The organism is Pseudomonas sp. Tul2A7 (assembly GCF_054790505.1).
Genome location: NZ_CP186499.1, coordinates 4,929,123 through 4,950,350 on the forward strand (window position 1 = coordinate 4,929,123; position 21,228 = coordinate 4,950,350).

17 protein-coding genes are annotated in these 21,228 nt (G+C 58.2%); 8 read left to right on the plus strand and 9 right to left on the minus strand.

Annotation, left to right across the window (positions count from 1 at the left end):
- Positions 1–139: 139 nt before the first annotated feature.
- Complete coding sequence (gene ycaC, locus ACOYXJ_RS22000; RefSeq protein WP_007915995.1) at positions 140–772, plus strand: isochorismate family cysteine hydrolase YcaC; 633 nt, start codon at positions 140–142, stop codon at positions 770–772.
- 68 nt (positions 773–840) lie between these two features.
- On the opposite strand, the gene ACOYXJ_RS22005 is transcribed toward ycaC, so the two are convergent.
- From ACOYXJ_RS22005 to ACOYXJ_RS22020, 4 genes are all read right to left on the minus strand, one after another.
- On the minus strand, positions 841–1,761 hold the full coding sequence (locus ACOYXJ_RS22005) for a LysR family transcriptional regulator (protein WP_460371386.1): 921 nt from the start codon (positions 1,759–1,761) through the stop codon (positions 841–843).
- A 93-nt stretch (positions 1,762–1,854) separates the two neighbouring features.
- On the minus strand, positions 1,855–2,565 hold the full coding sequence (locus ACOYXJ_RS22010) for an SDR family NAD(P)-dependent oxidoreductase (RefSeq protein ID WP_150795027.1): 711 nt from the start codon (positions 2,563–2,565) through the stop codon (positions 1,855–1,857).
- Between the two features lie 49 nt (positions 2,566–2,614).
- Entirely contained in the window at positions 2,615–3,271 is a 657-nt protein-coding gene (locus tag ACOYXJ_RS22015; protein ID WP_460371387.1) for a DsbA family oxidoreductase, read from the minus strand.
- A complete protein-coding gene (locus ACOYXJ_RS22020) occupies positions 3,268–3,483 on the minus strand; it encodes a tautomerase family protein (RefSeq protein ID WP_007916028.1) in 216 nt (71 codons plus the stop codon). The genes ACOYXJ_RS22015 and ACOYXJ_RS22020 overlap by 4 nt, the downstream gene beginning before the upstream one ends.
- A gap of 433 nt (positions 3,484–3,916) precedes the next feature.
- Between ACOYXJ_RS22020 and ACOYXJ_RS22025 the strand changes: the two genes are divergently transcribed.
- The 5 genes from ACOYXJ_RS22025 to ACOYXJ_RS22045 all read left to right on the plus strand — a co-directional run bounded on the left by ACOYXJ_RS22025 (position 3,917) and on the right by ACOYXJ_RS22045 (position 12,819).
- Positions 3,917–4,432, plus strand: coding sequence for an Hcp family type VI secretion system effector (locus tag ACOYXJ_RS22025; RefSeq protein WP_008084998.1), 516 nt, complete (start codon positions 3,917–3,919; stop codon positions 4,430–4,432).
- A gap of 125 nt (positions 4,433–4,557) precedes the next feature.
- Positions 4,558–7,443: a type VI secretion system Vgr family protein gene (locus tag ACOYXJ_RS22030; RefSeq protein ID WP_460371388.1), complete on the plus strand. Its 2,886-nt coding sequence runs from the start codon at positions 4,558–4,560 to the stop codon at positions 7,441–7,443.
- The gene (locus tag ACOYXJ_RS22035; RefSeq protein ID WP_460371389.1) at positions 7,440–12,128 is read left to right on the plus strand and encodes an RHS repeat-associated core domain-containing protein; all 4,689 of its coding nucleotides are present in this window, start codon (positions 7,440–7,442) and stop codon (positions 12,126–12,128) included. Before ACOYXJ_RS22030 ends, ACOYXJ_RS22035 begins: the two co-directional genes overlap by 4 nt.
- A 3-nt stretch (positions 12,129–12,131) precedes the next feature.
- A complete protein-coding gene (locus ACOYXJ_RS22040; protein ID WP_134177840.1) occupies positions 12,132–12,473 on the plus strand; it encodes an immunity protein Imm33 domain-containing protein in 342 nt (113 codons plus the stop codon).
- A gap of 82 nt (positions 12,474–12,555) precedes the next feature.
- Positions 12,556–12,819 (plus strand): PAAR domain-containing protein, encoded by a 264-nt coding sequence (locus tag ACOYXJ_RS22045; RefSeq protein WP_123376776.1) that lies wholly within the window; start codon positions 12,556–12,558, stop codon positions 12,817–12,819.
- Between the two features lie 351 nt (positions 12,820–13,170).
- Here ACOYXJ_RS22045 and ACOYXJ_RS22050 read toward each other — a convergent pair whose 3' ends face one another.
- The gene (locus ACOYXJ_RS22050; RefSeq protein ID WP_460371390.1) at positions 13,171–13,866 is read right to left on the minus strand and encodes a tRNA (adenine(22)-N(1))-methyltransferase; all 696 of its coding nucleotides are present in this window, start codon (positions 13,864–13,866) and stop codon (positions 13,171–13,173) included.
- A gap of 122 nt (positions 13,867–13,988) precedes the next feature.
- Positions 13,989–15,038, minus strand: coding sequence for an NAD(P)-dependent alcohol dehydrogenase (locus tag ACOYXJ_RS22055; RefSeq protein WP_460371391.1), 1,050 nt, complete (start codon positions 15,036–15,038; stop codon positions 13,989–13,991).
- A gap of 188 nt (positions 15,039–15,226) precedes the next feature.
- On the opposite strand from ACOYXJ_RS22055, the gene ACOYXJ_RS22060 reads away from it, so the two are divergent.
- Complete coding sequence (locus tag ACOYXJ_RS22060; RefSeq protein WP_460371392.1) at positions 15,227–16,153, plus strand: Gfo/Idh/MocA family protein; 927 nt, start codon at positions 15,227–15,229, stop codon at positions 16,151–16,153.
- A gap of 111 nt (positions 16,154–16,264) precedes the next feature.
- Here ACOYXJ_RS22060 and ACOYXJ_RS22065 read toward each other — a convergent pair whose 3' ends face one another.
- Positions 16,265–17,191, minus strand: a complete 927-nt coding sequence (locus ACOYXJ_RS22065; RefSeq protein ID WP_191622703.1) for an alpha/beta hydrolase — start codon at positions 17,189–17,191, stop codon at positions 16,265–16,267.
- Between the two features lie 120 nt (positions 17,192–17,311).
- Here ACOYXJ_RS22065 and ACOYXJ_RS22070 point away from each other — a divergent pair, with 120 nt between their 5' ends.
- Positions 17,312–18,250, plus strand: coding sequence for a LysR family transcriptional regulator (locus ACOYXJ_RS22070; protein WP_150795408.1), 939 nt, complete (start codon positions 17,312–17,314; stop codon positions 18,248–18,250).
- A gap of 116 nt (positions 18,251–18,366) precedes the next feature.
- Here the strand turns inward: ACOYXJ_RS22070 and ACOYXJ_RS22075 are convergent, their stop codons facing one another.
- Positions 18,367–19,632, minus strand: a complete 1,266-nt coding sequence (locus tag ACOYXJ_RS22075) for an NAD(P)/FAD-dependent oxidoreductase (RefSeq protein WP_460371393.1) — start codon at positions 19,630–19,632, stop codon at positions 18,367–18,369.
- A complete protein-coding gene (locus tag ACOYXJ_RS22080) occupies positions 19,622–21,214 on the minus strand; it encodes an aldehyde dehydrogenase (NADP(+)) (protein ID WP_460371394.1) in 1,593 nt (530 codons plus the stop codon). Before ACOYXJ_RS22080 ends, ACOYXJ_RS22075 begins: the two co-directional genes overlap by 11 nt.
- Positions 21,215–21,228 lie beyond the last annotated feature (14 nt).

The following is a 21,228-nucleotide window of genomic DNA, read 5'->3' on the forward strand; positions in this document are numbered from 1 at the left end:
TCCACGCTACCCGAGAATTGTCCTGCCTGAGTGGACGGTGAAACGCTTTTCAGCCGATTTATCCCGTCCCTGTGCGTCAGTAATCTGTACCCAACTTGAACGCAACAACAACTTCTAAAACTCAAAAGGGAAGCAGACCATGACCACTCCAACCTACAACCGCCTGAACAAAGACGACGCCATCGTGCTGCTGGTCGACCACCAGACCGGCCTTATTTCCCTGGTGCAGGACTTCTCGCCAAACGAATTCAAGAACAACGTGCTGGCTCTGGCCGATCTGGCCAAGTTCTTCGAACTGCCGACCATCCTCACCACCAGTTTCGAACAAGGCCCGAACGGCCCGCTGGTACCCGAGTTGAAAGAGATGTTCCCGGACGCGCCGTACATCGCTCGCCCAGGTCAGATCAACGCGTGGGACAACGAAGACTTCGTCAAAGCGATCAAAGCCACCGGCCGTAAGCAGATCATCATTGCCGGTGTGGTGACGGATGTGTGTGTAGCGTTCCCGACCTTGTCGGCGCTGGCAGAAGGGTTTGAGGTGTTTGTGGTGACTGATGCGTCCGGCACCTTCAACACCACCGTGCAACAAGCCGCCTGGAGCCGCATGACTCAGGCCGGTGCGCAGATGATGAACTGGTTCTCGGTGGCGTGTGAGCTGCACCGCGACTGGCGCAACGACATTGAAGGCTTGGGTAATCTGCTGTCGCAGCGCATCCCCAACTACCGCAATCTGATGAACAGCTACTCGGCGCTGACCGCTCAGCAGAAGTAAGCCGACGCGATTCAAACGAAAGCCTGCCATGAAAAGCAGGCTTTTGGGTTGCGCCGATTCAATCAGCGTCAACCGGCCCACTCATCACGAAACTGCAACAGAAAATCGACAAACGCCCGCACCCGTTGCGGCACATAGCGGCCGTGCGGGTAGAGCAAGGTGTAAGGCCGCGAGCGCCCGGCGTACGGCTGAAGAACCTCGACCAGGCTGCCGTCGGCCAGCTCTTTTTCGACAATGAACTTGTACGTCTGGAAGACCCCGGCACCATGTTTGGCCAGGGTGACACCGCCAAGCACATCGTCTGAGCAGGAGTAGCCCCCCTCGGAAATCACTTCCCGATCATCGCCGTCTTCCTGGAACAGCCAGGAAATCCGCCGTCCGCTGCTGGGCAGTTCGAACTGAATGCATTCGTGTTGCACCAGATCCTCAAGCGTCTTCGGTGTGCCAGCCTTTTGCAGATAGTCGGGGGAGGCGACCACCACCAGTTCTGCATCCTCCAGCAACCGCGCGACCATGGTCGAATCCGGTTGGGCGCGGACGCGGATCGCCAGATCGTAGCCTTCGCCGACAAAGTCGATATTGCGGTTGCCCAAGTGGATATCGACAGTCACGTCGGGGTAGAGCGCACGAAACTTTGGCAGCAGCGGCAGGATACGGTGATGCCCGTAAGTGGTGGGAAGGCTGATGCGCAACTGACCGGACGGTGAGGTCTGTGCGCCCATGACTTCTTGTTGCGCTTCGACCAGTTGGGTCAGGGCCTGGCTGCACTGGAGGAAAAAGTTTCTGCCGGCCTCGGTCAAGCGAATACTGCGCGTGGTTCGGGCAAACAAGCGTGAACCCAATCTTTTTTCGAGGCGAAGAATCGACCGGCTCACGGCGGCCGGAGTTACACCGGCGAGCTGCGCGGCGGCGGTGAAACTGCCGGCTTCAGCGGCGAGGCAAAAGAGTTCGATGCTGCCTAACTGCAAGTCTTCAAAGTGGCGCTTCATGTGAGTACACCGAGGATCTACTGACGGTTCATTCTCAGGCTTATCTCATGAAGCGGCACCGCCGGTACACACCGGCAGTGCTGCGGGGAGGTATCAATGGCCAGCGCTTTGACCACCGTCGACATGGAGGATTTCGCCGGTCACGAAGTTCGCGCCGTCCAGGTAGAGGATCGCCTGCACGATGTCATCGATCTCGCCCATATGACCCACCGGATGCAGGCTGCCGAGGGCGGCGTGCGTCTCTTCGCCGTGCATCGGCGTTTTGATGATGCCCGGCGAAACCGCGTTGACCCGGATTCCGCGCTTGGCGTACTCGATGGCCAGCGACTTGGTTGCCGCGTTGATGCCACCCTTGGTCAGCGAAGCGAGCACCGACGGCACGCCGTCAATCGCATGATCGACCAGACTGGTGGTGACGCTGACGATGTGGCCGCTGGCGTTTTTCTCCATTTCGGCAATCGCCAATTGCGAGATGTGGAAGAAGCCGCTCATGTTGGTCGCCACCACTTGTGCGTAGTCTGCCTGGCTGTACTCGGTGAAGGGTTTGGCGACGAAAATCCCGGCGTTGTTGACCAATGTGTCGATACGACCGAAACGTGCAACGGCTTCGCGAATCACCCGCTCGGCGGTCTGCGGGTCGGCGATGTCACCAGCGACGGCGAGAATATTCGGGTCAGTGGACGGTTTGATCGAGCGCGAGGTCGCGACAACCTGATAGCCGCGTTCACGGAAACCCTTGACCAGACCTGCGCCAATGCCTTGCGAGGCGCCGGTGATCACTACAACTTTTTTGGACGTGTTCATGATGTTTCCTCATGCAATCTGAATGGTTTGAAAAAACGAAGTTCGGGTGTCAGGCGTGAGCCGCAATCTGCGCGGCTTGACGTAACGCTTGCTCGTAATAAGCGACGGACTGGGAACCGGGGATGACCTGTTTGTCGTCGATCACCATGGCCGGAACCGAATCGATGCCGCGTTGCTGGTAAAACCGTTCAAGTTCGCGCACGGCCTGGCTGAACTCAGCGTTGGCCAGCACCTCTTGCGCACGCTGGCTGTCGAGCCCGACTGCGCCTGCCAGCATCACCAGCGTGGCGTGGTCATTCGGGTTTTCGCCGTCGCTGAAGTAGGCTTTCAGTAAGGCTTGCTTCAACTCACGCTGACGTCCTTGTGTGGCGGCCCAGAACAGCAATCGATGGGCGTCGAAGGTGTTGTGGAAGTGGCTGCGCTTTTCCAGGTCGAAGTGAAAACCGATCTGCTCGCCGCGTTCGATGATCATCGCGTTGCGATCCGCCACTTGCTCAGCGCTGCGCCCGTATTTGCGCATCATGTGCTCGATGGCGTGCTCACCTTCGGCGGGCATGTCGGGGTTCAGTTCGAACGGTTTGTAGGTCAGTTCCACATCGACTTCGCCCGCCAGATTCTTGATCGCTTGTTCCAGAGCGGTGGCGCCCAATGCGCACCAAGGGCAAACGACATCCGAGACGAAATCGATTTTCACGGCCCGGCTCATGACTGCGAGTCCGCCAACTGTTGGCGATATTCGGTGGTGGTGATACCGGCGTAACCCCAGTTATCGGTGTCGACTTCCTCGATCACGATGTGGGTGAGTTTCGGATCCTTGTGCAGCACCCGCTCCATCGTTTCGGTGATTTCCTTGATGACCTGGGCTTTCTGTTCCCGGGTCACGCCGTCACGGGTGATACGTACGCTGATGAAAGGCATGGGAATCGCTCCACTGGCCAACCCGTCAGGATGATGGGCCGCTGTTGGAATGAACTTTAAGAAGCTGCGCAAGATTGATAAATAGGCTTTGAGGTACATCATTTGTGATGTGGTGTATCAAATGGCTGCGTGCGGTGAAGTGCGCAAGAAGTTGCGCAGTGCCTCGCCTGTTTTCATCCGGGAAAGTCTGTGCAGGCCTTATGAACCGGGGCTTTCAGCTAAGTGCGCAACTTCTTGCACACCACTGCGCAAAAAGTTGCGCACTTTTATTTGTTTAATCTCGTTTATTCAAAGGTCGGCGTACGGGCTATTTGTTTAAGGCGTTGAAGAATAATGGCTTTGTGATAGCTGGCATGAAGTTTGATAGCTCAGGCCTGCCCGGACAGGCAATGGTGCCTGTCGGTTGTGTGTTTTAAGCAAGGAGAGCATCCCCATGGCAACACCAGCGTACATGTCCGTTACTGGCGAAAAACAAGGCCTGATCACTGCAGGCGCTTTCACCGCTGATTCCGTAGGCAACACCTTCCAGGAAGGCCACGAAGACCAGGTCATGGTGCAGGCTTTCACCCACGATGTGATCATCCCGCGTGACCCGCAATCCGGTCAGCCAACCGGTCAGCGCGTGCACAAGCCAGTGGTCATCACCAAGGTCTACGACAAGGCTTCGCCGCTGCTGCAAGCGGCGCTGACTTCCGGCGAGCGCATGAGCGAAATCGTTATCCAGTGGTACCGCACTTCGGCGCAAGGCACCCAAGAGCACTACTACACCACCAAACTGGAAGACGCGATCATCGTCGCCATCAACAACAAAATGCACAACTGCCAGGATCCAGGCAACGCGCATTTCACCCACCTGGAAGAAGTGCAGTTCACCTACCGCAAAATCACCTGGACCCACGAAGTCTCCGGTACTTCGGGTTCCGATGACTGGCGTGCTCCGGTCGTTTAATTACGGCTGATGGTTATACCGACTCGATCAGCGTTGCTGGTCGAGTTCATCACTCGATCAAGGATTTTTTGCCCCGGGTTCTGGCAATCCGAGGCGCATTGCAGCACTGCGCGAGGGACAAGGGAATGTTCTCACCGGCCAACCAGCCTCACTTCAATCTGACCGTCGATGGCATCGACAGCGATTTCCAGGTGCTGTCGTTCACCGGTCGTGAGGCCCTTAACACGCCGTTCGAATTCGAGCTGGAACTGGTCAGTGAAAAGGCCTCGATCAACCTCGAAAGCGTGCTGCACAAACTGGCGTTTCTCCAGCTGTCGCCAAGCGGCAGCGGCATTCACGGGCTGGTCTACAGCATCGCTCAGGGCGAGGCGGGCAAGCGCTTGACCCGCTACAAGATTTCCCTGCGCCCACAACTGGCGTACCTCGCGCACCGGGTCAACCAGCGCATTTTCCAGCAGATGACCGTGCAGCAGATCATCAGCCAGGTGCTGGAAGAACACGGCATCCTTGCCAGCGATTACCACTTCCAGCTCAGCGCGATTTACCCCGAGCGCATTTACTGCGTGCAGTACGACGAGTCGGACCTGGATTTCATCCAGCGCTTGTGTGAAGAAGAGGGCATTCACTACCACTTCCAGCACACGTCCAGCGGCCACAAACTGACCTTCGGCGATGACCAGACGGTGTTCCCGAAACTGGCGCCAGTGGCCTATCAGCAGGACTCCGGACTGGTTGCCGACAAACCGGTGGTCAAGCGTTTCGGCCTGCGTCTGGCCACCCGCACCAGCCGCACCACCCGCCGCGATTACGACTTCGTCAAACCGAAGATCGAGCTCGAAAGCGACGCCAAAAGCAGCGCGCAACCGGACCTCGAAGACTACGATTACCCGGGCCGTTTCGTTGACCGCGAGCGCGGTAAACACCTGGCCAATCGCGCGCTGGAACGCCATCGCAGCGACTATCGTCTGGCCGAGGGCAACAGCGATCAGCCGATCCTCGTCAGCGGGCATTTCCTCGCCCTGACCGACCACGCCAACCCGACCTGGAATGACTTGTGGCTGCTTACCGAAATCTTCCACGAAGGCAAGCAGCCGCAGGTGCTCGAAGAATCGGTGACCAGCGACACCACTGACAACAAGGACGATTTCCACCAGGGCTACCGCAACCGCTTCAGCGCGATTCCGTGGGACGTGCCGTACCGTCCGCCGCTCGATCACCCGAAACCGAAAGTCCTCGGTACACAAAGCGCCGTGGTTTGCGGTCCCGAGGGCGAAGAGATTTACTGCGACCAATACGGCCGGGTGAAGGTGCAGTTCTTCTGGGACCGCGAAGGCAAGCACGACGACATGACCAGTTGCTGGATGCGCGTCGCGTCGAGCTGGGCAGCCGAGACTTTTGGCTCGATCAATATTCCACGGGTCGGCATGGAGGTGTTGATCACCTTCCTTGAGGGCGATCCCGATCAACCGCTGATCACCGGTTGCCTGTACCACGGCGCGAATCTGCCGCCGTACAAGCTGCCGGATTTCAAGACGCTGGCGACGGTCAAGAGCAAGGAATACAAGGGCACCCGCGCCAACGAATTACGCATCGACGACACCACCAGCGAGATCAGCATCGCGCTGCGCAGTGACCACGGTGCGAGTGCGATCAACCTGGGTTATCTGACTCATCCGCGTCCTAGCGGTGGACAGCCGCGCGGTGAAGGGTTCGAGTTACGCACCGACCGCCACGGCGCAGTGCGTGCGGGGGCGGGTCTTTTGATCACCACTGAGCCGCGTCCGAACGAATCCAAACACCATAAGGACTTGCCGGAAACCGCCGAACGCCTCGCCACCGCCAGCGATCAGCAGGACGGATTCGCCGTTCAAGCCAAAGAGCTTCAGGCTCAGGAGGCGGGCGATCAGGACGACGTCGCCAAAGCGCTGCACGCCCAGCACCAAGGCGTACTCGGCAGCGGCCCCGCCAACCTCACCGCCAACGAATTCCCGGAATTCACCGAACCGCATCTGGTCCTCGCCAGCCCGGCCGGCATCGCCCTGACCACGCCACGCTCCAGCCACATTGCCACCGGCGAACACCTGGCGCTGAGCAGTACCGGCCACACCAGCCTGTCGATCGGCAAACGCCTGCTCGCCAGCGCCAGTCGCGGCATGCGCCTGTTCGTGCAGAGCATGGGCTGGCGGCTGGTCGCGGCGTCCGGCGACATCGACGTGCGCGCACTGAAGGACAGCATCAACCTGCTGGCCAAACTCAACATCACCGCCAACGCCGACCGCATCACCATCACCGCAAAAACCGAACTGGTGATCCAGGGCGGCGGCAGCGCCACCACCTACAACGCCGGCGGCATCACCCACGCCACCAGCGGCCCGTACACCGCGCACGCGGCGAACTTCGCCTACACCGGCGCGAAATCTTTGGCCGGGGTATTCCCGGAACCACCAAAACCGGGCAAGGGCAATCTGGAATTGTTCAATCAGTACGCCGGGCGTCAGGGCATCAAAGAAGGCGATTACGAAGTCATCGATGCCCTGGGTAAAAGCATCAAGGGCAAGCTCGATGGCAAAGGTTTTGCCAGCGTCGCCGGCGCTGCGCCGGGGCCGGCGCGTGTGTTGTTCGGCAAGGATCCGGCGGACACCTGGAGCGATGGCAGTTACATCGGCAAGCCGGAGTGGCCGTTGAATCCGCCAGGTGCTGAAGACGTGCCGAGCCAGGTGCAGGCGATGGTCGCACAGGTCTTGCCTAGCAAGAGTTGGGAGATGTTGGAGAAGGGTAAGGACATGGCACAAACAGGGATGAGTGCGATGCAGACGGCGCAGCAAGTGAAAGGTGTGGTGCAGGGCGGGGTAGCCGGGTTGCCGAAACTGGCGAGTGCGGCGTTGCCGAGTGCGTCGGGGGTTCTGGGGGCGGCAAGCAAGGCGGGCAAATTGCCAAGCCTGCCAGCGCCGACGATTTCGAAATCTGTTGTTAAAACTCCAAGCCTCATGACTGGAGAAGTACTGTCATGACTGAAGCAGCCGGTGCGCAAAAACGTGAACCACAGGTCGCCGTTGTACCGTTGAACACTCTGGATGTGCAGGATGTCGGGCGCGGTGCGGCTCGATTTGATGCCTGGCTGCGATCTATCAGTGGCGATGTGGTTACGCTGGATCGTATCAAGGGTGTAGCTGGAGCCCTGCCTGTTGTTGGCAACATCATGGCGCTGGTTGATGCGCTTGGCGATATCGTGACCCTCACCAAAAGCAAGCAGCGCGAACTGCTCGATTGGGTGAGCCTGGGCATCAACCTGATTGGTGTCTTGCCCGCGCCTCCCACGATGGCTGCAGCGCGCATGAGCTTGCGTCCGACCCTGTTTCTTGTTCGTCAGGAACTGCGCAACAGCGTCAAAATGCTGTTGGGCGATTCAATGATTGAAGTATTGGTCGGTCATTTGAATGCAACCATCGTCGGCACGATTGATGACTTCGTCAAACAAGCCCAAGGAAAGCTTTCCGGGATACTCGCTGACGCTGGAAAACTGGGCGAAAGCGCGGTCAGCGAAATTGCCAAAGGGCTTGAGGCCGTCGTCAACGGCAAGCTTGATGCGAAAGGCGATGCACGCGCGGCCAGTCAGAAAATCACCACGGCGGGCAATCAACTGCTCAGTGATCCTAAAGCGGCCATCGGAAACATTTTTGGTGCCGCCTTCAGTGCTTACAAAGCAGTAGGTAAGGGTGTCGCCAACAGTGCAGCCAGGAATCTGCTTCCGGATCAAGCCAAGAAGCTGGTTTTGACGCATACCGGAACCTTGCGAGCCATGGGGCCTGAGATAAAAACCCAACTGAGCAAGTTGGGGGATCCAGGTACACGTCATTCGATCGCCTGGTTATTGCAAATGCTCAGCGGTGCTGTTTTGACGTGGCGCAAGCGCCGTGGGCATGGTCAGAGCGCGAGCGTCAAACCCAATGCGACCAGCAAGGCACAACGCAAGGCCGGGGAAGGTCGATTAGAGGCCTCCAGTCATCAAGCACCGGCCAAAGGTGCAGCCAATCCAAACAAGAACGTCGCTTGTACGGGGACCTGCCACAGTATTAGTTTTTCGCTGGGCTCAGAGCTACTTCGTCATATCGACTTCAGTCTGCCCGGTGCCTTTCCAATCGAGTGGTCGAGAACCTATAACTCTCGACTGGATGCCTATGACCAAGGCTCATTGGGTGCACGCTGGGTAACCGAACTGAGCACACGCTTCGATTGCCGAGAAGAGGGGCTGGTCTTTTTTGGCTCCGATGGCAGAAGCCACGACTACCCACTCCCCAAGGTCGGACTGTTTCACTATGACCCTATAGAGAACGTCACGCTGATCCGCAGCAGAGAAGATCAGTTGCTGTTATGCCGCGGCTTTGAGCGCAAGGAAACCTACGTACGTCATGGTCGGCGCTATCTGTTGGCTGGCGTCGTACTTCGTAACGGTGCCGGGATCATGCTTCATTACGAGCATCGTCACGGTGACGAATCGATCCTGTCGGACTTGATGACTTATCAGGACGAAGTCACTCAAGTGCTTTCGCATCTGGGCACATTAATTGATGATCACGGACGTCTCACCGGTTTGTGGGAGATCAAGGATGGCGTGCCTCAGCGTCAACTGTGCAGTTATCAATACGACACCTTCGGCAATCTGATTCTGGCCCAGGATGAAAATGGAGCCGCCTGGTCGTATCAGTACGAGCATCACTTGATCACTCGCTATACCGATCGAACCGCCCGGGGCATGAACATCGAATGGCAGGGGCGTGGCGCCGACGCAAAGGCTATCCGGGAATGGGCGGACGATGGCAGCTTCGATACGCGTCTTGAGTGGGATGACAATATTCGTTTGACCTATGTGACGGACGCGTATGGCAACGAGACCTGGCATTACTACGACATCCTTGGCTATACCTATCGCATCCGTCATCCGGATGAGCGCTCTGAATGGTTCTTTCGTGACGACGCCAAAAATCTGGTTCGTCATGTTCATACAGATGGAAGTACCGATCGCTTCAGCTACGACGCCCGCGGGAACATGGTTGAACACATCCGCCCGGATGACAGCGTCGAGTACTACGCGTTTGACGACCATGATCAACTGATCAAAATCAGTGACGCAGAAGGTGGTCAGTGGCAAAGAGGGTATGACGACCGCGGCAACCTTGTTGAGGCGATAGATCCTTTAGGCAACAAGACGGAGTACGCCTATAACAAGGCCGGACTGCCAATTGCCATCAAAGATGCCAACGGCAATGAAAAAGCGATCGAATACAACGAGGCCGGCCAACTGACCAAGTACGTTGACTGTTCTGGCAAGGCCAGCGCATGGGCGTACGATGCGCGTGGCCAGATGATCTGCTTCACTGACGCCGCCGGACAAAGCACTGAATACGAATACAGAAATGGTCAGCTGGTGCTGATCAAACATCCTGACAAAACGGAAGAGCGTTTTGAGCGGGACGCAGAGGGGCGACTGCTGGCGCACGTTGATGCATTGGGGCAATGCACGACTTGGAGTTATACCGCGGCCGGGTTCGTCAGTGAGCGTGTAGATGCCGCCGAGCAGACCTTGCGTTACAGCTGGGACCGTTTGGGCCGTCTGGTTGCCTTGGAGAACGAGAACGAACAACGCGCCCACTTTCACTACGATCCGCTTGGCCGATTGTTGGAGGAGAGGGGGTTCGACGGACGCACGACTCGCTATCAATACAATCCTGAAACCGGGCGTCTGGATAGCAAGTTCAATGGCCAGCGTGTCATCAAGTTCAATTTCGACTCCATGGGGCGCCTGACTGATCGTCATGCAAATCTGGGCGGTGAGTCTCAAAGTGAAGCGTATGCCTATGACGGAAATGGTCGTCTGGTCATGGCCAGCAACGGCAACAGTCGCCTGAACTGGTTTCATGATCCTGCCGGCAATCTTATTCGCGAACACCAGCACTATCTGGATCTCGACAAGCCTCTTGTCGCTGTCTGGAAACATGAATATGACGTTCTCAATCTACGCATAGCGACGGTTCGCCCAGACGGGCACAAGGTGAGCTGGTTGACCTACGGAAGTGGCCACCTTCTGGGGTTACGACTGGACGATCATGATCTGATTGCATACGAGCGCGACGATCTGCACCGTGAAGTGGCACGCCATCAAGGTAATCGGCTACTACAAACCCAGAAGTGGGATCCGGCTGGGCGGCTTCAGGAGCAACTGCTGGGGCACTCTGACGACAAATCGACTCTACTCAAGCGCGAGTATAAGTACGATGCAGTGGGCCAGTTGACCGCGATTAACGACACTCGGCGGGGCCCATTGGCGTACCGTTACGACCCGGTTGGCCGTCTCATCAGTGCCGTCAGCCGACTGGGCACCGAAACATTTGCATTCGATCCGGCCAGTAATCTGTTGGATGACGCGCTTACGCAGGTTCGACGACCGCTTGATCAGGACACGCCGCGCAGCAAGTTGCTCGATAACCTCCTGCGTGAATACGCCGGTACTCACTATGAGTACGACGAGCGTGGCAATCTTATCCAGCGATGGCACAACGGAAGTTACAGCCGTATGCGCTGGGATCTGTTTGATCGAATGGTGAATTTCGACGATGCACGTTTGAGTGTCGATTTCGCTTATGACGCGTTGGGCCGGCGCCTGTACAAAAACTCCAATGCTCACTACAAGGAGCGTCCAGAGGCAGGGTCTCAGTGGAATCACAACGAACATGCTCGTAAACAAAGAGAGTTAGGCTGCGGTTTCACGTTATTTGGCTGGGACGGAGATAACCTGGCGTGGGAAAGCAGTCCTGCTCAAGCAGATGACGGAACGGGGAGAACGGTTCATTACGTTTTTGAGCCAGGCACTTACATTCCGGTAGCCCAGGCTGTTTCCAACGGCTCGATACAACTGTCAGGACTGCCCGATTATGTTGGCGACTACACGCTCGACGACGATCCCTTGTGGAATCACCAACCGACTGTACAAAGTTTCGATGCGATTGCCTGGTACCAGTGCGATCGTCTGGGGACACCATTGGAACTCACTGATGAGCACGGTGAGATTGCCTGGAGTGCTCACTACAAGGCATGGGGAGAGGTTCGTGAGCAACGTTCCGCTCGAGCACAGCAGTTGGGGTTGGCCAACCCGATACGTTTCCAGGGGCAGTACCACGATGTCGAGACCGGTCTGCATTACAACCGGCATCGCTACTATGACCCTGGTGTCGGTCGATTCATAAGCAAGGACCCGGTGGGTTATGCAGGTGGTTTGAACACCTACGCTTACGCGCCTAACCCCACAGGCTGGATTGACCCTCTAGGCTTGACGAATACCCCAGACGGTACGGGGAAAACCGTTCCGATGAACAATCTGGGTATTCCCGACAGGAGTCAATTTGATCCAAAACCTGGCATTACAAAGCCTTACGCTCGAAGTTCGGCGTGTGGGCCTACTACGGCGCAAACCGCCTCGGTACAGGGCCTACCTTGTGTGGTGTGTGGAACCGTGGCGCCTAAAATGGTTGCTGATCACAAAGATGCCTTGGTGGTGGAGTATTATCGAACGGGCACTAACGATGCGACGCATCAGTCCTCGTTGTTGGCTGTGCAGTCACACTGCCCCGTCTGCTCAAAAAAACAGGGTGGGCATGCATCATCGTATTCAAAATGTATGAAAACCAAGCTGGGGATCTGATTAATGCAAAAGGCTGAAGCTGTTTATCCGGACCAGGCGCAGACAGAAATCTGTAGCAAGTATGGAATGCCTGTGCAACCGCCCGAAGAGATGGTCGCGGTTGCTATTGATTCGCTTGGCCAGTCCCCGATCTACGGCACAAGAGTGCAATTGCCCGAGGACGGTAATATCAGCTGGTTCATTCACTGCGGTGAGTACTCGGCGGCGGATGACTTTTACAAGCCTGTCCATGTTCACCACCTGAGTGAAATGTTGCCTCAGGTTGTGAATTATCTTTGTCTACCCACTGGCGCAAAATTCATCATCGATACAGCCGGCTATGAAGATGTCTGGATGGCTGAGTAAGCATTATTGAAACCGGATCGTCACCGGTTTCACGCTTGATTGATCGCGTGGATCAATTTCGTCTGTCAAAGGAGTGACAACAATGAAGGACGCCATCCGCTTGGGCGACTCCACCACTCACGGTGGCAAGGTCCTCGAAGCCTTCTCCCAGACTGACCTCAACGGCAAGCCCATTGCCGGGGTCGGGCACAACGTCAGTTGCCCGTTGTGCAAAGGGATATTCCCGATTGCCGAGGGCAGCAGCACCTACACCGTCGATGGCACGCCCATCGCGCTCGATGGCATGAAAACCGCCTGTGGCGCTGCGCTGATTGCCAGTGGCCCGAAAGGTGCGGTCGTCAGCTGAGTGCTGTAATGCCACTGACGGAGAGCCAGCGGCGTGGCGTTTGACCTTAGTGAAGAAATGTAATTTGAATGTAGTGGGCGGTAGCGGCTGCGGAGGAAGGAAATGAAGTCAGGGTTTTCAAGCGAACTCAGAACTGTCTCCGCCAGAGATTTACAACGTTATCCCTCAACTGTAATTCAAGGGAGGCAGCATCACGTCACCGTCACACTTGGACTCCCGTTCAAGTATGACGGTGACAAAAGCAAAGCCCAGGGACGAAAGGGCGAAGTGTTGACGTAAGGTCAATACCAGAATCTGGAAGCGAGCCTGCCCGCGGAATTGGCGCATGCGCACCTCGCCGGCCACGGCTTCTCAAGCCAGCAACTGCGCGATCCATTCAGCCTGTCGCGTGATCTCTCGTACCTTCGCCTCGGGCAAAGCCTGCTGCGCCCGGGTGAACTGACCGAGGGTCTTTTGCTTTTCGTTCAGTATGCGTTGCCACTTGGTCAGAAACTCGGGGCTGCGGGCCTGCATCTGCAAGGGGCCGAAATACAGCTCCTGGTCGGTATAGGTCACCGGTTCGGCGCGTTCGGCCACGATGATTTCGTAGTCGAAGCGGTTTTCCCGCAGCAGCTCTTCGCTGAGGATGCGGTAGCCGTTTTCCATCAGCCACTGGCGCAAGGGTTGTTCACCGCCGTTGGGTTGCAGGATCAGACGTTCCTGGCCGCTGAGGTGAGCCTTGCCGTTGTCGAGGATGTCGCGGATGGTTTCACCGCCCATGCCGCAGATGCTGATGGCGGTGATGCCGTCGTCAGGTTTGATCGCCGCCAGACCATCGGCCCGGCGCACACTGATGCACTGCTGCAGATCATTCTCGCGCACGGTGCGTTCAGCCGCGTGGAACGGCGTCAACGCGACTTCGCCAGCCACGGCCGTGCTGATCAGGCCACGGCGCATCAGGGCCACCGGCAGATAGCCGTGATCCGAGCCGATATCCGCCAGTCGTGCTCCGACCGGTACGTGGGCAGCCACGCGCTCGAGGCGCATGGACAATGTCTGTTCGTTCAACGGCAACCCCTTGATGGCAGGCAAAGGGGTGCGACTCTGGCGAGCAACGCCGGGCCTGTCAAATCCCGGCGACGGAATTCAATGGCCCATTGGCCGCGCTGAACGGAAATGGGCGCTGAGGCTTAGACGGCCAACGTTGCGTTGTCGATCACGAAGCGATACTTCACGTCACCCTTGAGCATGCGCTCGTAGGCGTCGTTGATCTGGTCGGCGCGGATCAGTTCGATGTCGGAGACGATGCCGTGCTCGGCACAGAAATCGAGCATTTCCTGAGTCTCAGCGATGCCGCCGATCATCGAGCCGGCAATTGTGCGACGCTTCATGATCAGGTTGAACACGTTCGGCGACGGGTGCGAGGTGGCCGGGGCACCGACCAGCGTCAACGCACCATCTCGCTTGAGCAGCACGAGGAATGCATCGAGATCGTGCGGCGCCGCGACGGTGTTGAGGATCAGGTCGAAACTCTTGGCGTGCGCGGCCATTTCTTCGGCATTGCGCGACACCACGACTTCATCGGCGCCCAGCGTTTTCGCTGCTTCGCGTTTGGATTCAGAGGTGGTGAATGCAACAACGTGCGCACCCAGAGCGTGAGCCAGTTTGATACCCATGTGGCCAAGGCCGCCGATGCCGACCACGCCGACTTTTTTGCCCGGGCCGGCGTTCCAGTGGCGCAGCGGCGAGTAAGTGGTGATGCCAGCACACAGCAGCGGCGCGACGGCGGCCAGTTGCGCTTCGGGATGGCGGATGCGCAGCACGTAGCGTTCATGCACGACGATGTTTTGCGAATAGCCGCCCAGCGTCCAGCCCGGTGCATCCGGAGTCGGGAAGTTGTAGGTGCCGATCATGCCGTCGCAGTAGTTTTCCAGCCCGCTTTCGCAGTCATCGCAATGTTTGCAGCTGTCGACGATGCAACCGACGCCGACCAGATCACCGATTTTGTAGTCCGAAACATGGGCGCCAACGGCCGACACGCGACCGACGATTTCATGCCCCGGTACGCAAGGGAATTGCGTACCGGCCCATTCCGCACGCACCTGGTGCAGGTCGGAATGGCAGATGCCACAGAACGCAATGTCGATCTGCACATCATGGGCGGCCGGCGCGCGGCGGTTGATCTGCATCGGCTCAAGGGGGTTGTCGCCCGCGTGGGCGCCGTAGGCTTGTACAAGCATGGGAACATCCTCGATCGGTTTGTCGTAGGGCATTGTTTCTGTTCCAGCGCTGCGGGCACTAGTGCATTCCTGTGCAATCCTTGCCTGATCCTGTGCGTCGTTGTGACATTGCGCGGACAGACGCTTGCGCTGTTTGCAGGTAATCTCCCGGTTCACTGACGACAACAAAATCAAAACAGGAGTCATTGATGCAACCAATCCGTCTCGGTCTGGTGGGCTACGGCAAGATTGCCCAGGATCAACACGTCCCGGCAATTCTCGCCAATCCCGCCTTCCACTTGGTCTCCGTCGCTACCCAGGGCAAGCCTTGCGCAGGCGTGGAAAACTTCCAATCCTTAAGTGAATTGCTGGAAAACGGCCCGGCGGTGGACGCAATTGCCTTCTGCACGCCGCCGCAAGGACGTTTCGCCCTCGTGCAGCAAGCGCTGGCCGCCGGCAAACACGTGCTGGTTGAGAAGCCACCCTGCGCCACATTGGGCGAAGCGCTGGCCTTGGTCGATCAGGCTGCCGAGCAGGGCGTCAGTGCTTTGTTTGCCTGGCATTCACGCTACGCGCCCGGCATCGAAGCCGCCCGCGACTGGCTTGCCTCACGCACCCTGCAAAGCGTGGAGATCGACTGGAAAGAAGACGTGCGCAAATGGCACCCCGGTCAGACCTGGATCTGGCAACCCGGCGGCCTCGGCGTATTCGACCCGGGCATCAATGCCTTATCGATCGTCACTCATTTGCTCAAGTCGCCGCTGTTTGTCGAATCGGCTGAACTGCGCGTGCCGAGCAACTGCCAGTCGCCGATTGCCGCGTCGATCCAAATGTCGGACGCGCGTCATCTCGATGTGCGCGCCGAGTTTGATTTTGATCATGGCCATGATGAGCTGTGGAGTATCGAGGTGCGTTGCGCTGAAGGCGTGTTGCGCCTGGATAACGGCGGTGCGCTGTTAAGCATCGACGGTGTGCGCCAGGCCGTGTCGGAGGAGGGTGAGTACGCAGCGGTGTATCGGCATTTTCAGCAGTTGATTGGCGACAAGGCCAGTGATCTGGATGTGCAGCCGTTGCGCTTGGTGGCGGACAGTTTCTTTGTCGGCAGTCGGGTGTTGGTTGAGGCGTTTTACGATTAGTGCGGTAGGCAACATATCCGGTCAATCGCTCTTTACTTGTTTTTCCTTGCCGGTGCTCTGTTGAAAGCAGATCTGCGGGAACTGAAAAGCTCCCGCGGTCTGAATTTCTACTCAGCGATTGGCTTCGGCCAGACCCGCCTCAATGAAACGTACTGAGCTCTCCATTGCCTGCTGACCTTCTGGCAGCATGGCAGAGTAGAAGTGCCAGGCGTGGAACATGGCAGGCCATACCTCGAGATTGACTCGGACACGGTTGTCCGCCAGATGGGTGGCAAGCCGCATCGCGTCACTCAGCATCAGCTCGTTCTCGCCAATCTGTACCAGAATGGGTGGGAGTCCAGTGACGTCCGCGAAAACTGGCGATGCCAGAGGATGGTTGGCGAGTGTCTCGCCAAGGAATGTTCTGGCAAGAATATCCAGAACAGGCTTGGAATTCAGCGGATCCAGGCCCTCGCGGTTGCTCATAGAGGCGCCGGTGTGTTCGAGGTTTGCCCAAGGCGAGATCGAAGAACCCACCGCAGGTAACGCGAGCCCTTTGGATTTGGCAGCCACCATCACGCTTACAACCATTGCGCCGCCAGCCGACTCGCCGGAAAACGCGATTTTTTCAGCCGGGATTTTCTGCTCGAGCAACCACTCGTAGGCGCGCAATGTGTCGTCGATGGATGCGGGGAATTTGTGCTCCGGGGCCAGGCGGTAGTCAGGCATGTATACACGAGCACCCAGCATTTTTGCGTAGTTGCCACCAATGCCGTGGTAGCCATCTGGACGGCCGACAATGTACGCCCCGCCATGGATGTACATCACAACTGCGTCGGTCCTGACTTCATCGGGTGTCACCAGGGTCCCTGGAACACCGCCCATGTCGACTGCTTCGAACCTGACGCCGGTGGGCGCTGGATTTTGCGCGAGCATTCCTGCGTAGGAGTCGCGGATATCGCTCATTTTTGTGGTGGTATCAATGCCTTTGAGGACAGGTACCAAATCGCTCAGGCTGTTGGCCCAAGTTTGAACGGCTGCTTTTACTTTCGTATTCATAGTGATCTCGATTGAAGGAGGGTATTGGATTAGCTAATCGAGATGCTATTCTCTTGATTGGGGAATAGGGTTCCCCATAGCGAGTGCCGTGGCGCCCGAACGTTGAGCGAGTGAGGAAGTATGGAAATTCATAACCTGAACGACATCGCGGCTTTTGTGAGTTCTGTAAATGCCGGAAGCTTTACCGCAGCTGCCAAGCAATTAGGTCTCACTCGTTCGGCAGTGGGTAAATCGATTGTCAGGCTGGAAGCTCGATTGCAAGTGCGGTTACTCAACCGCACAACCCGCAGTCTGAGCCTGACGGACGACGGTCAGGTTCTCTACGAGCGCTGTGTTGGCATCCTTCAAGATCTAGACGATGTCGAGGATGCACTGGCGTTTCGTCGCTCGACACCCAGTGGGCGATTGCGTATGAGTCTGCCGGTCGCGCTGGGTAGGCTTCACGTTCTCCCTCACATCGAATGCTGTCTGAAGGAATGGCCTTCGCTAAGTGTCGACGTAACGTTTTCCGACCGACTTGTAGACCTCATTGATGAGGGGTTTGACCTGGCAATGCGTATTGGCCCGCCCAAAGAGGATTCTCGATTGCTGACGCGCACGGTGGCGTACCAGCAGATGATCACCTGTGCTTCACCCCGCTATCTGGCGGAGCATCCACGGCCAAAAACTCCCGAAGAGTTGTCCGCGCACGAATGTCTGCATTTCGTCAGCGGGGGACGATTACTTCCATGGAATTTTCGAGTAGACGGCCAGGCGGTTGCCTTCACTCAAGGTGGGCGGCTACAGATGGACAGCGCGGAAGCGCTGCATGAATGCGCGATGGCGGGCTTGGGTATTGCGACACTGCCGTCGTACGTAGTGAGCCACCAACTACGCAGTGGCAAGCTTGTTCAACTGCTCGAAGAATACGCTGAGGCAGCAGAACCCATCCGGATCATCTATCCCAGCAAACGACACCTTTCTCCCAAGATCCGCCTGTTCATCGACAAGCTCTTAGACGCGTGGTCGCCTTGCCCCCCGTGGGAACAATCTCCGGTCGATGATATGTGCGCTGTATGAAAAGGGGGCTGATGTCCCCGGCGGAGCGGATAGTTGCAATGTCGTCAGGAGCGCTGAAAGAAGCATTGCAACCGATCACTTGAGTGCAGACGCTCAATCGCATCAGCACCCGCCGTTCAGAAACGATCGAGTCTGAAGAGTTCATCTGCCGTCAAATCAGTCGCCTGATTCGTCGTTGCCGGCCGAGCCATCCGCACCACCATCTCCGCCGTCACCGCCGCCTGCGTCAGCCCCAGATGCTGATGCCCAAAAGCAAGCAACACCTTGCCCTCACAGACCTGATCAATCACCGGCAGCGAATCCGGCAACGACGGTCGAAAACCCATCCACGGCGTCGCCGCTTCAGCATTCAGATCCTTGCGGAACAAGCCCTGACTCAAGCGGTGCAACTGCCACGCGCGTTCCATGCTCGGTGGTTTTTCCAGTCCGGCGAATTCAACCGTGCCGGCCAGGCGCAACCCTTCGGACATTGGCGTCATGATGAATTTGCGCTCCAGCGAGGTCACGGGGAAGGGCAGTCGGTCGTGTTCCTGAGGCAGCATCAGGTGGTATCCGCGCTCGGTGTCCAGCGGTACTTTTTTGCCGGTGAGGGCGGCGGTGAGTTTCGCTGAGTGCGCACCGCAGGCGATCAGCACCCGGCTGGCAGTCAAACCACCCGATCCAGTGATCAGCGAAACACCGTGCTCTTGCACATAGCCACCCTGAACCTGCTGCTGTACGAAGCTCACGCCGCTGGCCTTGGCCGCTTCGACCAATTCCCAGACCACGCGATACGGGTCGATGAAGTGCCCGGTGCGCGGGAAGAACAAGCCGCCCTGAATTTGTTCGCTGAGTTGCGGCGCGGTGTCGCGTATGGCAGCGGCCTGCCAGTAATCGACCGGCACCTGCTGCTGATGCAGTCGAGCCTGGAATGCCTGGATTGCCTGACGCGATTCGGGCCGTTCGAACACCAACAGCGAGCCATCGACCTTGAGCAAGTCTGGCCGCTGGATGTCGGCGAGCAAGCGCTGCCAGGTCTCAAGGCTGCTTTCATTGAGCGCGCGCAAGCCTGCCACGGTGTTCTGAAACGGCGCCGGGCGCAGATTCAGCAACAACCGGGTGAACCATGGCAAGGCGCGCGGCAGGTATTGCCAGTCCAGCCGCAATGGTCCCATCGGATCCATTAGCATGGCCGGCAGGCGCTTGAGGATGGACGCGTCGGCAATCGGAAACACCTGCTCGGTCGCCAGATGCCCGGCGTTGCCGAACGAGGCGCCGTGGCCGGGTGGCTGCTGATCAATGACCACCACGCGCAACCCTTGGCGCGCCAGACGCAGTGCGCAGGCGACGCCGATGATGCCGGCGCCGACCACAGCGATGTCGTGGGAGACGTTATTGGCCATGGTGCAGAGCTTCCCTTTGCCCATCGAGCAGACGTCGCAATTGCAGCGGATTGGTCTGTTTCAGTGCGGTCGGCAACAAGCTGTCCGGGAAGTCCTGATAGCAGACCGGGCGGAGGAAGCGCAGGATCGCCGCTGTACCGACGGATGTCGTGCGCGCGTCTGAGGTGGCCGGGAATGGCCCGCCGTGAACCATTGCGTCACACACTTCGACCCCGGTGGGCCAGCCATTCACCAGCAAGCGGCCGGCCTTGCGCTCGAGCGTCGGCAGCAATGCACGCGCCTGTTCCAGGTCTTGGTCATCCAGATGCAACGTGGCAGTCAACTGGCCTTCCAGATGTTCGGTGACCTGGTGGATTTCAGCCTCACTGCAGCATTGCACGATCAGCGCCGCTGCACCGAAGGCTTCAGCTTGCAGGCGGTGATCGGCGAGAAAATCAGCGGCTTCTGTCACGAATACACGGGCCTGACATTGGTTCGGGCCGTTGCCGCTCAGACCAATACCGGCGATGTGTGCACTGGCATTTTCGGTCAGCGCATTCACGGCAGATTCATAAGCGTTGAAGATGCCCGGCGTCAGCATCGTTTGTGCCGGACTGCGTTGAATGATCTCGCTGGTGGCGCTAATGAACCGGTCCAGCGCGGGTCCTTTCAAGGCAATGACCAAACCCGGATTGGTGCAGAACTGGCCCGCGCCCAGCGTCAGCGACGCCACAAACCCTTCAGCCAACGCCTGCGTGCGATTGTCCAGCGCCGCCGGAAACAGCAGCACCGGATTGATCGAACTCATTTCCGCGTACACCGGAATCGGCTCGGGCCTGGCTTGCGCCGCTTGCATCAGCGCCAGGCCACCACTGCGCGAACCGGTGAAACCCACCGCTTTGATCCGTGGATCAGTGACCAGTGCAATGCCCACTTCGCGGCCGGAACCGTACAGCAACGAGAACACGCCTTCCGGCAAACCACAGGTTTTTACCGCCCGAGCGACCGCGCGGCCGACCAGTTCGCTGGTGCCGGGATGCGCACTGTGCGCCTTGACGATCACCGGGCAACCGGCGGCCAATGCTGACGCGGTGTCACCGCCCGCCACCGAAAATGCCAGCGGAAAATTGCTCGCACCAAACACCGCGACCGGCCCCAGCGCGATCTGACGCTGACGCAAATCCGCGCGCGGCAGCGGTTGACGTTGCGGCAGCGCGCTATCGACGCGCACGTCCAGCCATTCACCGCCGCGGACGGTGCGGGCGAACATTCTCAATTGTTGGCAAGTACGCCCGCGTTCGCCCAGTAACCGTGCACGCGGCAGGCCGCTTTCGGCATGGGCACGGTCAATCAGTTCATCGCCGAGGGCTTCGATTTCCTCGGCAATGCTTTCCAGAAAATCGGCGCGGAGATTCAGTGCTGTCTCGCGATAAACATCGAACGCTGCCCAGGCCAGCGCGCAGGCCTGTTCGACATGCTCCGTCGATCCTCCGGCATACGCCGGTTCCAGCGCTTCATTCGTGGACGGATTGATCCCGCGAATGGCGGCGCGATTTCCCGCAACCGTGTGCTGCCCGATCAGCATGTGGCCCGTCAGAGTCATGGTGTCTTCCTGAT

Bases quoted from the DNA above. Each gene is read 5' to 3' on its own strand.
- ACOYXJ_RS22005 (WP_460371386.1), bottom strand. From the start codon at position 1,761: ATGAAGCGCCACTTTGAAGACTTGCAGTTAGGCAGCATCGAACTCTTT.
- ACOYXJ_RS22045 (WP_123376776.1), top strand. From the start codon at position 12,556: ATGAAGGACGCCATCCGCTTGGGCGACTCCACCACTCACGGTGGCAAG.
- ACOYXJ_RS22065 (WP_191622703.1), bottom strand. From the start codon at position 17,191: ATGAATACGAAAGTAAAAGCAGCCGTTCAAACTTGGGCCAACAGCCTG.
- ACOYXJ_RS22080 (WP_460371394.1), bottom strand. From the start codon at position 21,214: ATGACTCTGACGGGCCACATGCTGATCGGGCAGCACACGGTTGCGGGA.
- ACOYXJ_RS22040 (WP_134177840.1), top strand. From the start codon at position 12,132: ATGCAAAAGGCTGAAGCTGTTTATCCGGACCAGGCGCAGACAGAAATC.
- ycaC (WP_007915995.1), top strand. From the start codon at position 140: ATGACCACTCCAACCTACAACCGCCTGAACAAAGACGACGCCATCGTG.
- ACOYXJ_RS22030 (WP_460371388.1), top strand. From the start codon at position 4,558: ATGTTCTCACCGGCCAACCAGCCTCACTTCAATCTGACCGTCGATGGC.
- ACOYXJ_RS22075 (WP_460371393.1), bottom strand. From the start codon at position 19,632: ATGGCCAATAACGTCTCCCACGACATCGCTGTGGTCGGCGCCGGCATC.
- ACOYXJ_RS22020 (WP_007916028.1), bottom strand. From the start codon at position 3,483: ATGCCTTTCATCAGCGTACGTATCACCCGTGACGGCGTGACCCGGGAA.
- ACOYXJ_RS22035 (WP_460371389.1), top strand. From the start codon at position 7,440: ATGACTGAAGCAGCCGGTGCGCAAAAACGTGAACCACAGGTCGCCGTT.
- ACOYXJ_RS22015 (WP_460371387.1), bottom strand. From the start codon at position 3,271: ATGAGCCGGGCCGTGAAAATCGATTTCGTCTCGGATGTCGTTTGCCCT.
- ACOYXJ_RS22070 (WP_150795408.1), top strand. From the start codon at position 17,312: ATGGAAATTCATAACCTGAACGACATCGCGGCTTTTGTGAGTTCTGTA.
- ACOYXJ_RS22055 (WP_460371391.1), bottom strand. From the start codon at position 15,038: ATGCTTGTACAAGCCTACGGCGCCCACGCGGGCGACAACCCCCTTGAG.
- ACOYXJ_RS22010 (WP_150795027.1), bottom strand. From the start codon at position 2,565: ATGAACACGTCCAAAAAAGTTGTAGTGATCACCGGCGCCTCGCAAGGC.
- ACOYXJ_RS22025 (WP_008084998.1), top strand. From the start codon at position 3,917: ATGGCAACACCAGCGTACATGTCCGTTACTGGCGAAAAACAAGGCCTG.
- ACOYXJ_RS22060 (WP_460371392.1), top strand. From the start codon at position 15,227: ATGCAACCAATCCGTCTCGGTCTGGTGGGCTACGGCAAGATTGCCCAG.